General features: G+C 58.4%; 26 protein-coding genes. All 26 read right to left on the bottom strand.

Translation table 11 applies throughout. The annotated features are described in order from the left end of the window. Positions 1-39: 39 nt before the first annotated feature. Positions 40-1,056, bottom strand: coding sequence for a DNA-directed RNA polymerase subunit alpha (locus PH603_RS07780; RefSeq protein WP_353507378.1), 1,017 nt, complete (start codon positions 1,054-1,056; stop codon positions 40-42). Between the two features lie 78 nt (positions 1,057-1,134). Then, positions 1,135-1,524: a 30S ribosomal protein S11 gene (rpsK, locus tag PH603_RS07775; protein WP_289505511.1), complete on the bottom strand. Its 390-nt coding sequence runs from the start codon at positions 1,522-1,524 to the stop codon at positions 1,135-1,137. A 58-nt stretch (positions 1,525-1,582) separates the two neighbouring features. Next, on the bottom strand, positions 1,583-1,951 hold the full coding sequence (gene rpsM, locus PH603_RS07770; protein WP_289505510.1) for a 30S ribosomal protein S13: 369 nt from the start codon (positions 1,949-1,951) through the stop codon (positions 1,583-1,585). Between the two features lie 111 nt (positions 1,952-2,062). Further along, positions 2,063-2,710 (bottom strand): adenylate kinase, encoded by a 648-nt coding sequence (locus PH603_RS07765; protein WP_289505509.1) that lies wholly within the window; start codon positions 2,708-2,710, stop codon positions 2,063-2,065. Next, a complete protein-coding gene (gene secY / locus PH603_RS07760; protein ID WP_289505508.1) occupies positions 2,707-4,038 on the bottom strand; it encodes a preprotein translocase subunit SecY in 1,332 nt (443 codons plus the stop codon). Before secY ends, PH603_RS07765 begins: the two co-directional genes overlap by 4 nt. Positions 4,039-4,090: 52 nt before the next feature. Beyond that, the gene (gene rplO, locus PH603_RS07755; RefSeq protein ID WP_289505507.1) at positions 4,091-4,546 is read right to left on the bottom strand and encodes a 50S ribosomal protein L15; all 456 of its coding nucleotides are present in this window, start codon (positions 4,544-4,546) and stop codon (positions 4,091-4,093) included. A 23-nt stretch (positions 4,547-4,569) separates the two neighbouring features. Further along, entirely contained in the window at positions 4,570-4,755 is a 186-nt protein-coding gene (gene rpmD, locus PH603_RS07750; RefSeq protein WP_289505506.1) for a 50S ribosomal protein L30, read from the bottom strand. Positions 4,756-4,761: 6 nt separating this feature from the next. Further along, complete coding sequence (gene rpsE / locus PH603_RS07745) at positions 4,762-5,334, bottom strand: 30S ribosomal protein S5 (RefSeq protein ID WP_353507377.1); 573 nt, start codon at positions 5,332-5,334, stop codon at positions 4,762-4,764. A gap of 25 nt (positions 5,335-5,359) precedes the next feature. Continuing rightward, positions 5,360-5,716: a 50S ribosomal protein L18 gene (gene rplR / locus PH603_RS07740; protein ID WP_289505505.1), complete on the bottom strand. Its 357-nt coding sequence runs from the start codon at positions 5,714-5,716 to the stop codon at positions 5,360-5,362. 12 nt (positions 5,717-5,728) lie between these two features. Then, positions 5,729-6,262: a 50S ribosomal protein L6 gene (gene rplF, locus PH603_RS07735; RefSeq protein WP_289505504.1), complete on the bottom strand. Its 534-nt coding sequence runs from the start codon at positions 6,260-6,262 to the stop codon at positions 5,729-5,731. A gap of 23 nt (positions 6,263-6,285) precedes the next feature. Further along, the gene (rpsH, locus tag PH603_RS07730; RefSeq protein ID WP_289505503.1) at positions 6,286-6,684 is read right to left on the bottom strand and encodes a 30S ribosomal protein S8; all 399 of its coding nucleotides are present in this window, start codon (positions 6,682-6,684) and stop codon (positions 6,286-6,288) included. Positions 6,685-6,696: 12 nt separating this feature from the next. Further along, positions 6,697-7,002 carry a 30S ribosomal protein S14 gene (rpsN, locus tag PH603_RS07725; RefSeq protein ID WP_289505502.1) on the bottom strand — a complete coding sequence of 102 codons (306 nt, stop codon included), beginning with the start codon at positions 7,000-7,002 and terminating at the stop codon, positions 6,697-6,699. Positions 7,003-7,024: 22 nt separating this feature from the next. After that, on the bottom strand, positions 7,025-7,576 hold the full coding sequence (gene rplE, locus PH603_RS07720; RefSeq protein ID WP_353507376.1) for a 50S ribosomal protein L5: 552 nt from the start codon (positions 7,574-7,576) through the stop codon (positions 7,025-7,027). After that, the gene (gene rplX, locus PH603_RS07715; RefSeq protein WP_289505501.1) at positions 7,569-7,886 is read right to left on the bottom strand and encodes a 50S ribosomal protein L24; all 318 of its coding nucleotides are present in this window, start codon (positions 7,884-7,886) and stop codon (positions 7,569-7,571) included. Before rplX ends, rplE begins: the two co-directional genes overlap by 8 nt. After that, positions 7,886-8,254 (bottom strand): 50S ribosomal protein L14, encoded by a 369-nt coding sequence (gene rplN, locus PH603_RS07710; RefSeq protein ID WP_289505500.1) that lies wholly within the window; start codon positions 8,252-8,254, stop codon positions 7,886-7,888. The genes rplX and rplN overlap by 1 nt, the downstream gene beginning before the upstream one ends. Positions 8,255-8,300: 46 nt before the next feature. Further along, positions 8,301-8,537, bottom strand: coding sequence for a 30S ribosomal protein S17 (rpsQ, locus tag PH603_RS07705; protein WP_289505499.1), 237 nt, complete (start codon positions 8,535-8,537; stop codon positions 8,301-8,303). A gap of 10 nt (positions 8,538-8,547) precedes the next feature. Then, positions 8,548-8,736 carry a 50S ribosomal protein L29 gene (gene rpmC, locus PH603_RS07700; RefSeq protein WP_289505498.1) on the bottom strand — a complete coding sequence of 63 codons (189 nt, stop codon included), beginning with the start codon at positions 8,734-8,736 and terminating at the stop codon, positions 8,548-8,550. Positions 8,737-8,756: 20 nt separating this feature from the next. Continuing rightward, entirely contained in the window at positions 8,757-9,167 is a 411-nt protein-coding gene (rplP, locus tag PH603_RS07695) for a 50S ribosomal protein L16 (RefSeq protein ID WP_289505497.1), read from the bottom strand. A 33-nt stretch (positions 9,168-9,200) separates the two neighbouring features. Next, positions 9,201-9,896 (bottom strand): 30S ribosomal protein S3, encoded by a 696-nt coding sequence (gene rpsC / locus PH603_RS07690; RefSeq protein ID WP_289505496.1) that lies wholly within the window; start codon positions 9,894-9,896, stop codon positions 9,201-9,203. Further along, the gene (gene rplV / locus PH603_RS07685; RefSeq protein WP_373460242.1) at positions 9,896-10,216 is read right to left on the bottom strand and encodes a 50S ribosomal protein L22; all 321 of its coding nucleotides are present in this window, start codon (positions 10,214-10,216) and stop codon (positions 9,896-9,898) included. The genes rpsC and rplV overlap by 1 nt, the downstream gene beginning before the upstream one ends. 62 nt (positions 10,217-10,278) lie before the next feature. After that, complete coding sequence (gene rpsS, locus PH603_RS07680) at positions 10,279-10,557, bottom strand: 30S ribosomal protein S19 (protein ID WP_289505494.1); 279 nt, start codon at positions 10,555-10,557, stop codon at positions 10,279-10,281. A gap of 12 nt (positions 10,558-10,569) precedes the next feature. After that, positions 10,570-11,409, bottom strand: a complete 840-nt coding sequence (rplB, locus tag PH603_RS07675) for a 50S ribosomal protein L2 (protein WP_289505492.1) — start codon at positions 11,407-11,409, stop codon at positions 10,570-10,572. Between the two features lie 2 nt (positions 11,410-11,411). Then, positions 11,412-11,705, bottom strand: a complete 294-nt coding sequence (locus PH603_RS07670; RefSeq protein ID WP_289505489.1) for a 50S ribosomal protein L23 — start codon at positions 11,703-11,705, stop codon at positions 11,412-11,414. Then, complete coding sequence (gene rplD / locus PH603_RS07665; protein ID WP_289505488.1) at positions 11,702-12,322, bottom strand: 50S ribosomal protein L4; 621 nt, start codon at positions 12,320-12,322, stop codon at positions 11,702-11,704. Before rplD ends, PH603_RS07670 begins: the two co-directional genes overlap by 4 nt. 5 nt (positions 12,323-12,327) lie before the next feature. Then, on the bottom strand, positions 12,328-13,074 hold the full coding sequence (rplC, locus tag PH603_RS07660) for a 50S ribosomal protein L3 (RefSeq protein ID WP_353507375.1): 747 nt from the start codon (positions 13,072-13,074) through the stop codon (positions 12,328-12,330). Between the two features lie 5 nt (positions 13,075-13,079). Next, on the bottom strand, positions 13,080-13,394 hold the full coding sequence (gene rpsJ / locus PH603_RS07655; protein ID WP_289505486.1) for a 30S ribosomal protein S10: 315 nt from the start codon (positions 13,392-13,394) through the stop codon (positions 13,080-13,082). Positions 13,395-13,441 lie beyond the last annotated feature (47 nt).

Here is a 13,441-nt window from a genome sequence, read left to right as displayed (position 1 = left end):
CATAGTACCGGGAGGCGTCCCCTGCACGAGGGGAGGGTTTCAGTACTCTTGTTCGAGTTTCTTGGCGAGCTCTTCGATATTCTCAGGCGGCCAAGCCGGGAGTTCCATGCCGAGACGGAGGCCCATCGAGGCGAGAACTTCCTTGATTTCGTTGAGCGACTTGCGGCCGAAGTTCGGGGTACGCAGCATTTCGGCTTCGGTCTTCTGAACGAGATCGCCGATATAGACGATATTGTCGTTCTTCAGGCAGTTTGCTGAACGGACGCTGAGTTCCAGTTCGTCGACCTTGCGCAGCAGTTGACGATTGATTTCGGGTTCCGAATCTTCGTCCGTTGCAACGCTTTCTTCCGGCTCATCGAAGTTGATGAAGACGTGCAGCTGGTCCTGCAGGATGCGAGCGGCGAAAGCCAGCGCATCTTCCGGGGTGATCGTGCCGTCCGTTTCGATTTCCATCGAAAGCTTGTCATAGTCGAGAATCTGGCCCTCGCGGGTGTTCTCGACTTTGTAGCTGACCTTCTTCACGGGGCTGTAGAGCGCGTCAACCGGGATAAGACCGATCGGCGCGTCTTCCGGACGGTTACGGTCGGCCGGGACATAGCCCTTGCCGCTCGAAACTGCCAGTTCCATGTTGAGGGTCGCACCGTCGTCGAGGTGACAGATCACGAGGTCCTTGTCGAGGATCTCGACATCGGCAACTTCGCTGATCTGGCCGGCGCGAACTTCGCCCGGGCCCGACGCGGTAAGGTGCAGGCGCTTCACGCCGTCCGAAAGGACGCGTACAGGCATCTGCTTGATGTTGAGCACAATGTCCGTGACGTCTTCACGCACACCCGGAACCGACGAGAACTCGTGGAGTACGCCTTCGATCTGGATGCTGGTGACCGCACCGCCTTGCAGCGACGACAGCAGCACACGACGCAGTGCGTTGCCGAGCGTCATGCCGTAGCCACGCTCGAGCGGTTCGACAACGAGCTTCGCCTTGCGAAGCGGGTCTGCACCCGATTCGATCGACAAGCCGTTGGGTTTAATCAGTTCCTGCCAGTTTTTCTGGATCACGATATGACCTCGCGAGTGATTGGCGCCGGATGGCGCCAAAGGATTCGTGCCAATACTCTCTAGAACGTACGCCAGCCGTTAGACGCGGCGACGCTTCGGCGGGCGGCAGCCGTTGTGCGGGATCGGCGTAACGTCGCGGATCGAAGTGATCACGAAGCCAATGGTCTGCAGCGCGCGCAGAGCGGACTCGCGGCCAGCGCCGGGGCCTTTGACTTCTACTTCAAGCGACTTCACACCGTGTTCCTGCGCCTTGCGGCCGGCGTCTTCCGCAGCCATCTGGGCAGCGTACGGAGTAGACTTACGGGAGCCTTTGAAACCCATCATCCCAGCGGACGACCAGGAGATCGCATTACCCTGTACGTCGCTGATGGTGATCATGGTGTTGTTGAACGATGCGTTCACGTGCGCAACGCCGTTCGTAATATTCTTACGTTCGCGGCGCTTAATGCGGTTCGGTTCTTTAGCCATCTCAATCAAGCCCTATATTCGGGGAGCCCTAAACGGCGATACCCTTAAACTTCAGTGATTATTTCTTCTTGCCGGCGATAGCGACCGCTTTGCCCTTGCGGGTGCGAGCGTTCGTATGGGTACGCTGACCACGTACCGGCAGTTTGTTACGGTGACGGAGACCACGGTAGGTCTTCAGGTCCATCAGCCGTTTGATGTTCATAGCAACTTCACGACGAAGGTCACCTTCTACGGTGTAGTTTTCGTCGATCAGTTCGCGGATCTGAATCACTTCAGCATCCGTCAGTTCAGCAACCCGACGTTCACGGGGGAAATTCAGCTTCGTGCAGATTTCCTTGGCGAAATGATCACCAATACCGTGAATGTAGGTCAGTGCGATCTCGACCCGTTTGTTGGTCGGAATGTTAACGCCTGCAATACGCGCCACGACCTTTTCTCCATTAATTCAGTTCACGTTCTAGCTACGAATCGCCAGACGTGTTGAAGCCGGGGATTATAGGTAGAAACCCCCAAACGTCAACCGCCTGCCGACAGTTTTTTACGCGGCCAAAACCGCGTCGATCTGAGCGGCCACTTCGCTGATGGCGGCCATGCCGTCCACCACCGAAAGGATGCCCGATTTTTCGTAGTAAGGCAGGACCGGCGCGGTGTCGGCATAGTATGCCTCCAGGCGCTTGGCCACCGTCTCACGATTGTCGTCCTTGCGGCGGGTAAACTCTGTACCGCCACATACATCGCACACGCCCTCGGCCTTCGGCTTCTTGGCGGTGTCGTGGTAACCTTCATTGCATTTCGCGCAGGAATAGCGACCGGCGATCCGGTCGGCGAGGACTTTGTCGTCAACCCGCATCTCGACAACATGGTCGAGCTTCAGCCCCTGCTCTTTCAGCATCACATCCAGGGCCTCGGCCTGCGCAACGGTGCGCGGGAAGCCATCAAGGATGAAACCGTTCCTGCAGTCGTCTTCGCGGATGCGGTCGCTGATGATGCCGATCACGATATCGTCGGAGACGAGCTGGCCGGCGTCCATCTTTTCCTTGGCGCGCTTGCCCATGTCGGTGCCAGCGCCCACAGCGGCGCGCAGCATGTCACCGGTGGAGAGCTGCACGAGGCCGCGTTCCTTTTCGATGCGCTGCGCCTGGGTCCCCTTGCCCGCGCCCGGCGGACCGAAAAGAATGATAATCAACGGCGGCCTCCCTTGAGCCGGGCTTTCTTCAGAAGGCCCTCATATTGCTGCGCCATCAGATGGCTATGGATCTGGCTTACAGTATCCATGGTCACGTTGACAACAATCAGAAGGCTCGTGCCACCCAGATAGAAGGGAACGGCGGCCTGGCTCATCAGGATTTCAGGAATAACGCAGACGAGCGACAGATAGGCGGAGCCAATCACAGTCAGGCGCGTCAGCACATATTCAAGATACTCGGCGGTGCGCTTGCCGGGGCGAATGCCCGGAACGAAGCCACCATGCTTCTTCAGGTTCTCGGCCGTGTCTTCAGGATTGAACTGAACGGTCGTGTAGAAGAAGCAGAAGAAGACGATCAGCAGCACATAGAGCGCAACGTGCAGCGGACGACCGACCCCCAGAAGCGAGGTCATGGTGGTCAGCCACTCGGCGCCGCTCGACTGATAGAAGCCGGCAACAGTCAGCGGCATGATCAGGAGCGAGCTTGCAAAGATCGGCGGGATAACGCCCGACACGTTCAGCTTGATCGGCAGGTGCGACTTATCGCCCTGGATCACGCGGTTGCCGTGCTGGCGTTTGGGATACTGGATGATGACGCGGCGCTGGGCGCGTTCACAAAGCACGATGAACCAGATGAGCGCGGCGGCACCAACAAGGAGCGCCAGCAGCAGGCCAAGGGACATCGAGCCCGCACGGTTCAGCTCGAACGCCTGGGCGAGCGTGCCCGGCAGCTCGGCAATGATACCGGCGAAAATGATGAGCGAAATACCGTTACCGATACCGCGCTGGGTGATCTGCTCGCCGAGCCACATGAGGAACATGGTGCCGCCAAGGAGCGTGATCACGGTCGTGATACGGAAGAACCAACCCGGATCGACAACGACACCGGCCTGGCCTTCAAGGCCAGTGGCCACGGCGTAGCCCTGAACAAGCGTCAGGGCTACGGTGCCCATACGGGTATATTGGTTGATCTTCTTCCGGCCCTGCTCGCCTTCCTTTTTGAGGGCGGCAAGCGACGGGCTCATCGTGGTCAGGAGCTGCACGATGATCGATGCCGAAATATACGGCATGATCCCGAGCGTGATGATCGACATCCGCTGTACTGCACCGCCCGAGAAGGTGTTGACCATATCGAGGAACCCGCCCGACAGACTGGCGAACATGCGCGCAAGCGCTTCGCCGTCGATACCCGGGAGGGGTACATAGGTGCAGAGACGGTACACAATGAGTGCACCAAGAGCGAACCAGATCCGCTTTTTCAGCTCTTCGGCCTTGCCGAACGAGGACAAGCTAAGATTGGCCGCCAGTTGTTCAGCAGCGGATGCCATAAATCACGAACTCCAGGCCAGGAGATTGGGGAAGAAAAACCGTTGCCTGAGATCAGGCAACGGTAACCTTGCCGCCGGCTTTTTCCACGGCTTCAACGGCTGCTTTGGAAGCACCGGTGACCGTGATTTCGACTTTGGCTTTCAGTTCGCCCTTGGCGAGCAGACGAACGCCATTGCCGATGCGGCTGATGACGCCGGCCTGAGCCAGCACGTCAGCAGTAATCGGGGCCTTGGCATCGACTTTGCCCGCATCGATCGCCTTCTGCAGACGGCCGATGTTGACAACTTCGTAGACCACTTTGTTCAGCGAGGTGAAGCCACGCTTCGGCAGACGACGGTAGATGGGCATCTGACCGCCCTCGAAACCGTTGATCGCCACGCCGGAACGCGATTTCTGACCCTTCACACCGGAACCGGAGGTTTTACCTTTGCCGGAACCGATACCGCGACCGACACGAAACCGCGAAGTGCGGGCGCCGTCGTTATCGCGCAGTTCATTGAGTTTCATTTCTGTCTCTCCACGCGTTCGGGTTAGTCTTCAACGCGCACCAGGTGGTGCACCTTGTTGATCATCCCGCGAACAGCCGGGGTATCTTCCAGCTCACGCGTACGATGCATCTTGTTGAGGCCGAGACCCTTGAGGGTGGCCAGCTGGTCATCGGTGCGACGGATCGCGCTGGCGATCTGCGTTACCTTGACGGTTTTCTTAGCAGCCATCGAACATTACTCCGCGTTAGCTTCGCCATCGGCGAGCGCTTCGTCGGTACCGGCTTTGCCACCCTCGCGACGCGCTACGATCTCGGCAACTTTCTTGCCACGCTTCGCAGCGATCTGACGGGGCGAATTCTGACGACCGAGAGCATCGATCGTAGCCCGCACCATGTTGTAAGGGTTCGTCGAACCTTGCGACTTGGTCACAACGTCCTGCACCCCGAGGGCTTCGAACACGGCGCGCATCGGGCCGCCGGCGATGATGCCGGTACCAGCTGCGGCGGTACGAAGGAGCACTTTGCCCGCGCCGTGACGACCATGAATGTCGTGGTGGAGCGTGCGTGCATCCCGGAGCGGAACACGGATCATGTTCTTCTTGGCGGCTTCGGTAGCCTTGCGGATCGCTTCGGGAACCTCGCGAGCCTTGCCGTTGCCGAAGCCTACGCGGCCACGGCCGTCACCGACGACAACGAGGGCTGCGAAGCCGAAACGACGGCCACCTTTAACCACTTTGGCCACACGGTTGATGTGGACCAGCTTTTCAACCAGTTCGCTTTCTTCGCGATTGCGTTCAGGGCGTGCCATTGGACATTCCTTCCTTCATCGAGCCTTAGAAATCCAGGCCGCCTTCGCGCGCCGCTTCCGCCAGGGCCTGAATACGGCCGTGGTAAAGGAAAGCGCCGCGGTCGAACACGACGGAGGAGACGCCAGCAGCTTTGGCACGCTCGGCAATCAGTTGACCAACCTTGGTGGCAGCCTCTTTGTTCGAGGTGCTACCAGCGCGCAGATCCGCTTCGATGGTCGAGGCAGCGGCAAGCGTTGCACCCTTCACATCGTCGATGACCTGAGCATAGATATGCTGGTTGGTACGGTGGACAGAAAGGCGCGGCCGCCCGGCACTCTTCTTGCGAAGTTGTGTCCGGTTACGCTGACGGCGCTTTTCAAAGAGTTTATCTTTAGAAGCCATTCATGCCACCTATTATTTCTTCTTACCTTCCTTGCGGAAGATATATTCACCTTCATACTTGATCCCCTTGCCTTTGTAGGGCTCGGGTTTCCGGTATTCACGGATCTTCGCAGCGGTTTCACCAACCAGCTGCTTGTCGATCCCCGACACGATGATCGTGGTCTGATCGGGCGTCTCGATCTTGATACCCTGGGGTACAGGGAACTCGACATCATGGCTGAAGCCGAGTTGCAGACCGAGGTTCGCACCTTTCATCGCAGCGCGGTAACCAACGCCGTTGATTTCGAGCTTGCGGCTGTAACCCTGGGTCACACCGGTCATCAGGTTCGAAACCATCGTACGCTGCATACCCCACATGGAGCGAGCGCGTTTCGTGTCGTTCACCGGCAGTACGGTGATCGAGTTGTCTTCGTGTTTAACGGTAACCTCGGGTACGAAGCTCATCGCGAGCTCGCCCTTCGGTCCCTTTACCGTGAGGTCCGTGCCGTTCAAGGAAACGGTCACGCCCGACGGAATCTCCACAGGCTTTTTACCGATACGGGACATCGTTCTTTCCCTTCCTTGTCGACTTAGAACACGGTGCAGAGTACTTCGCCGCCCACATTGTGCTCACGCGCTTCAGCGTCGGAGAGCACGCCTTTCGGCGTGGAAACGATCGAAATACCAAGACCATTGTGAACACGCGGCAGATCGCCGACCGAGCTGTACACGCGGCGGCCGGGCTTCGAGACGCGGTTGATCGTACGGATCACCGGTTCGCCTTCGAAATACTTCAGCTCGATCACGATCTCGGCTTTGTTATTGTCGAGATCAGTGCGGCTGTAGCCACGGATATAACCTTCGCGCGTCAGCACATCGAGGATGCGCTCACGAGTTTTCGAAGCCGGCGTCTTAACGACATTCTTGCGAGCTTGCAGACCGTTACGGATACGGGTCAGCATATCGCCGATAGGATCAGTCATCGACATGTTGAGCCCTCCTTACCAGCTGGACTTCACGATGCCGGGGATCTTGCCAGCGGAGCCAAGCTCACGCAGGGAGATACGGGACATCTTGAATTTACGATAGACACCACGCGGGCGACCGGTCACTTCGCAACGGTTGCGAAGACGGGTACGAGCGCCGTTACGCGGCAGAGCAGCGAGTTTCAGCGCTGCCAGCCAACGCTCGTCTTCACCCGTGGTCTTGTCATAGACCTGGGCCTTCAGCGCAGCGCGCTTGGCAGCGTATTTCGCCACAAGTTTCGCCCGGTGGGCGTTCTTGTTGATGGCGCTTTTCTTAGCCATATCAAAAACCTCCTGACGGCCGTTATGCCTTGAACGGCATTTGGAAACCTTTGAGAAGCGCACGCGCTTCGTCATCGGTCTCGGCCGTGGTGCAGATGATGATGTCCATACCGCGAACGTCGTCGACCTTGTCGTACGAGATCTCGGGGAACACCAGTTGTTCCTTCAGGCCCATCGCATAGTTGCCACGGCCGTCGAACGACTTCGGGTTTACGCCCTGGAAGTCACGAACGCGGGGCAGTGCGATGGTGATGAGACGATCGAGGAACTCATACATGCGCTCGGCACGCAGAGTGACCTTCACACCAATCGGCATCTCTTCGCGAAGCTTGAAGCCTGCGATCGATTTGCGAGCTTTGGTGATGACAGGCTTCTGACCGGCGATCAGACCGATTTCCTCGGCGACCTTCTCGACCTTCTTCTTGTCCTGAACAGCTTCACCAACGCCTACGTTGATGACGATCTTGTCCAGTTTCGGAACCTGCATCGGGTTTTTGTAGCCGAACTGCTCTACGAGCGAAGCACGGACGGTGTCTTCATACTGTTTGCGAAGACGCGGCATAGCCTTAGCCATCGATCATCTCCCCGGACTTTTTCGCAAAGCGAACCTTGCGGCCGTCCTCGAGAACTTTGAAACCAACACGGGTCGGGGCGCCGTCCTTCGGATCCTCAATCATGAGGTTCGACAGAGCGATCGGCGCTTCCTTGGTGATGATGCCGCCAGCTGCGACCTGGGTCGGACGCTGGTGACGCTTCACAAGGTTGACACCCTGAACAACAGCACGGCCCTCTTTCGGGTTCACGCTGGTGATTTCGCCGCGCTTGCCCTTGTCCTTGCCGGCCATGACGACGACTTTGTCGCCAGTTTTAAGTTTCGCGGCCATTACAACACCTCCGGAGCAAGCGAGATGATCTTCATGTGCTGCTTCGCACGCAGCTCACGAACCACCGGCCCGAAGATACGGGTGCCGACCGGCTCGTGTTTTTTGTCTACGATCACTGCGGCATTGCGGTCGAAACGGATGGTGGTGCCATCCGGGCGACGCACTTCTTTCGCAGTGCGAACGATGACGGCGCGGTGCACGTCACCCTTCTTCACACGACCCCGCGGGATCGCTTCTTTAACGGAGACGACGATGATGTCGCCTACCCCGGCCGTCTTGCGTTTAGATCCACCAAGGACCTTAATGCACTGCACCCTCTTGGCCCCGGAGTTATCGGCCACATCGAGGTTCGTTTGCATTTGAATCATGGGGTTAACCCTTCTTCGTTACAGCAAAATAAGTGGACGGTGAGGCTTACGCCTCACCGCCGATCACTTTCCAGCACTTCAATTTTGAGATCGGACGGCATTCTTCGATGCGAACGACGTCACCAACCTGAACCAGGTTGCCCTCATCATGAGCGTGGTACTTCTTAGAGCGGCGAACAATTTTGTCAAGCAAAGGATGACGGAAACGACGTTCAACGCTCACGACGACAGTTTTGTCGCCTTTGTTGGAGACCACGGTCCCTTGCAGGATACGCTTAGGCATGGGTTTCTCCTTACGCCTCAGTCTGGCCGAGAACCGTGCGAATCCGCGCGATATCGCGACGGACTTCACGGACGCGAGCCGTGTTTTCAAGTTGGCCGGCCGCAGCCTGGAAGCGCAGGTTGAGCTGCTCTTTTTTCAGGCCGGCAAGCTCCTCACGGAGCTCGCTTTGCGACTTGGACCGAAGATCAGTTGCCTTCATTTCGATTCACTCCGTTCGGATTACAGCATACGAGACACGATGCGGGTGCCGATCGGCAGCTTGGCAGCTGCACGCTCGAAACCGCCGCGCGCGATCTCTTCGGATACACCGTCCACCTCGAACATGACCCGGCCGGGTTTCACACGGCAGGCCCAGTATTCGGGCGAACCCTTACCTTTACCCATACGGACTTCGGTCGGCTTCGACGACACCGGAACGTCCGGGAAGATACGGATCCAGACCTTGCCCTGACGCTTCATGTGACGGGTCAGAGCACGGCGGGCGGCTTCGATTTGACGGGCGGTGACGCGGCCGGGGGCAGTTGCCTTGAGGCCGAATTCACCGAAGTTGAGTGCAGTTCCGCCCTTGGCATTGCCGTGGATGCGGCCCTTATGGGCTTTACGGAACTTTGTACGTTTCGGTTGCAACATGGTGTGTGCTTCCTATTCCTGATCCCGTCGGCCTTAGCGGCGCGACGGACCGCCCGACTGTTGGGCTTCGTTAGCCCGGCGCTCATGCGCCATCGGGTCGTGTTCCATGATCTCGCCTTTGAACACCCAAACCTTGATGCCCGAGATGCCATAGGCAGTCTTGGCTTCAGAGGTGCCGTAGTCGATATCGGCACGGAGGGTATGCAACGGCACGCGGCCTTCGCGGTACCATTCGGTCCGGGCAATCTCGGCGCCACCAAGGCGACCACCGCAATTGATCCGGATACCGCCGGCGCCAAGGCGCATAGCGCTCTGGACCGAACGTTTCATGGCGCGACGGAAAGCCACACGGCGTTCCAGCTGCTGGGCGATGTTGTCGGCGATCAGCTTCGCATCGATTTCCGGCTTACGGACTTCGACAATGTTGAGGCTGACGTCAGATGCCGTGAACTTGGCGATCTTCTGACGCAGCTTCTCGATGTCGGCGCCCTTCTTGCCGATGATCACACCCGGACGAGCCGAGTAGATGGTCACGCGGCATTTTTTAGCCGGACGTTCGATGACAACTTTGGAAATGCCGGCTTGCGACAGTTCCTTGAAGACGAACGCGCGAATTTTCAGGTCTTCGTGCAGCAGACCGGCATATTCGCCACGATCTGCAAACCAGCGCGAATCCCAGGTGCGGTTAACGCCGAGGCGCAGACCTACGGGGCTTACCTTCTGACCCATTATGCTTGCTCCTCAACTTCACGCACAACAATGCGCAGACGGCTGAACGGCTTCATGATCTTGCCGACGCGGCCACGGGCACGGGCGCGGAAGCGCTTCATGACCAGGGCTTTACCGACAGTGGCTTCCGCCACCACGAGGCTATCCACATCCAGGTTATGGTTGTTCTCTGCATTGGCGATAGCCGATTGCAGACATTTCTTCACGTCGATCGCGGAACGGCGCGGGCTGAACGTAAGCGTCGCCAGAGCCTTTTCCACTTTCATGCCGCGAATGCTGGCAGCCACCAGATTCAGTTTCTGGGGCGAGCCGCGAAGCATGGTAGCGGTAGCTACAGCTTCGTTATCCGCCAGACGGCGTTTTGCTGCTTCTTTACCCACGGTTACTTCCTCTTGGCTTTCTTGTCCGCAGCGTGACCATAGTAGGTACGCGTCGGAGCGAATTCACCCAGCTTGTGACCGACCATGTCTTCAGTGACATAGACCGGAATGAACTTCTGACCGTTGTAGACGTTGAACGTCAGACCAACGAAGTTCGGCAGAATGGTAGAACGACGCGACCAGGTGTTGATCACCCCGCCTTTGCCGCCGGCCTGAGCGCCTTCCACCTTTTTCATAAGGTGAAGATCAACGAACGGACCTTTCCAAACAGAACGTGCCATATCGATGACTCCTTAGCGCTTGGCTTTGCGCTCGTGGCGCGAGCGGAGAATGTACTTGTCCGAAGCCTTGTTCGAGCGGGTCTTCTTGCCCTTCGTGGGTTTGCCCCACGGAGTGACAGGGTGACGACCACCCGAGGTACGACCCTCACCACCACCATGCGGGTGATCGATCGGGTTCATGGCAACGCCACGGACGCTCGGACGACGGCCCAGCCAACGGCTGCGACCGGCTTTTGCCAAGGTCTGGTTCTGGTTGTCCGGGTTCGATACGGCGCCGATGGTGGCGACGCACTCACCGCGAACGAGGCGAACCTCACCCGACGACAGGCGAATCTGGGCATAACCGCGGTCACGACCGATCAGCTGGGCATAGGTGCCAGCGGAACGAGCGATCTGGCCACCCTTGCCCGGCTTCATCTCCACATTGTGGATGATGGTGCCGACCGGCATGTTCATGAGCGGCATGCAGTTGCCCGGCTTCACGTCCACTTTCTCGCCGGCGACGATAACGTCGCCCGGAGCCAGGCGCTGCGGCGCCAGGATGTAGGACAGTTCACCGTCTTCATACTTCACGAGTGCGATGAACGCGGTGCGGTTCGGATCGTATTCGAGCCGTTCCACGGTAGCGGTCATGTCCCACTTCGTGCGTTTGAAGTCGATCATACGGTAGGTACGCTTGTGGCCACCGCCGCGGGTGAACGCGGTGATGCGGCCGGTGTTGTTGCGACCACCCGACTTGGTGAGACCCTCGGTCAGCGCCTTGACCGGCTTGCCCTTGTGCAGACCTTCACGGCTGACGAGGACGAGCCCGCGCTGGGACGGGGTCACTGGACGATATGATTTAAGTGCCATCGTTAGATCCCCGCCGTCACATCAAGGCTTTCGCCGGCAGCAAGTGTCACGATCGCTTTTTTGTACTCGGCGCGTTTGCCGGTTACACCGCGGAAACGTTTCACTTTGCCTTCCTGGCGAAGCGTGTTGACCTTTTCGACCTTCTTGCCAAAGAGCGCCTCTACGGCCGCCTTGATCTGCGGCTTGGTGGCGTCGATGGCAACCTTGAAGGTCACCTGGTTGTTCTCTGCGCCCAAGGTCGCCTTCTCGGTGATAACCGGGCTGACGATTACGTCGTAATGATTGATATCGCTCATTTCAGACGCTCCTCGAGGTTAGCAACAGCTGCTTTGGTGAGGACGAGCGTGTCACGACGAAGGATGTCGTAAACGTTCGCGCCCTGGCTCGGCAGCACGTCGATGTTGGGGATGTTCGAGACAGCCAGCTTGAAGTTGGCATTCACCTCGGCACCGTCGATGAAGAGGGCGTTAGCAAGGTTCAGTTTGCCGAGTTTCTCGACAAGAGCCTTGGTTTTGCCTTCGGTCATCTCAACGCTGTCGACAACGATGAGTTTGCCAGCAGCCTGTTTCGCGCTCAGAGCGCACTTCAGGCCAAGCTTGCGGATCTTTTTCGGCAGGTCGAAGCCATGATCGCGGGGGATCGGGCCAAACGCGCGGGCACCGCCCACCCAGATGTTCGACTTGCGCGAGCCGTGACGAGCACCGCCACCGCCTTTTTGCTTGCCGAATTTCTTGGTCGTGCGCGAGATTTCCGAGCGGAAGAGAACCGCATGGGTCCCCGCACGGCGCTTCGCGAGCTGCCAGGTGACGACACGGTGCAGGATGTCTGCACGCGGGTCTACGCCGAAGATGGCGTCGTTCAGATCGACGTCGCCAGCTTTTTTGGCGTCAAGAGTCAGAACATTCGTCTTCATGACCCTTATTCCTCATTGCTTTCGGCAGCAGGAGCTTCAACAGCTTCGCTTGCCGGAACTTCAGCTTCAGCCACTGCAGCTACACGAACTGCTGCCGGCGTCGGCACGCCCTCGGGCAGAGCAACTTTAACGGCGTCCGAAATGAACACCCAGTTACCCTTCGCACCCGGCACGCCGCCCTTCACGAGGAGGAGACCTTCCTCAGCGCGGGCTTCAACAACCGTCAGGTTCTGCACAGTGGTACGGACGTCACCGAGGTGACCGGCCATTTTCTTGCCTTTGAAGACCCGACCCGGGTCCTGGCACTGACCAGTCGAACCATGCGAGCGGTGCGAGACCGACACGCCGTGCGACGCACGCAGACCACCGAAGTTGTGACGCTTCATAACGCCGGCGAAGCCTTTACCTTTCGAGGTACCGACAACATCGACGAGCTGGCCCTTGATGAAGTGTTCGGCGGTGATTTCGGCACCGACGTCCACGAGGCAGTCTTCGCTCACGCGGAATTCTGCAACTTTCATCTTGGCGTCAACTTCGGCCTTCGCGAAGTGACCGCGCATGGCTTTCGAGACGTTTTTCACTTTACGGGTACCGACACCGAGTTGGAGTGCCGTGTAGCCGTCTTTTTCATTGGTGCGCTGGGCAACGACCTGCAGATTCTCGATCTGGAGGACGGTGACCGGCACATGCATGCCCGCTTCGTCGAAGATACGGGTCATGCCCAGTTTTTTGGCAATCAGACCAGTACGCATGTGGCTTACCCCTGAAGCTTGATCTCGACGTCAACGCCAGCCGCGAGGTCGAGCTTCATCAGCGCGTCCACGGTCTGCGGAGTCGGGTCAACAATATCCAGAAGGCGCTTGTGCGTACGCATTTCGAACTGCTCGCGCGACTTCTTATCGATGTGCGGCCCACGGAGAACCGTGAACTTCTCGATCTTGGTCGGCAGCGGGATCGGCCCACGTACCAGGGCGCCGGTGCGCTTCGCCGTTGCAGCGATCTCACCCGTGGCCTGGTCCAGGACACGGTGATCGAAAGCTTTGAGGCGGATGCGAATGTTTTGCGCGTCCATTTTTCTTTCCTATAAGAGGGCGCCGGTTTTCAGGCCGGCGCCATTAC

It is taken from the genome of Gimibacter soli (genome assembly GCF_028463845.1).
Lineage (GTDB): Bacteria > Pseudomonadota > Alphaproteobacteria > Sphingomonadales > Kordiimonadaceae > Gimibacter > Gimibacter soli.
This window is presented reverse-complemented; position numbering and strand designations above follow the sequence as displayed.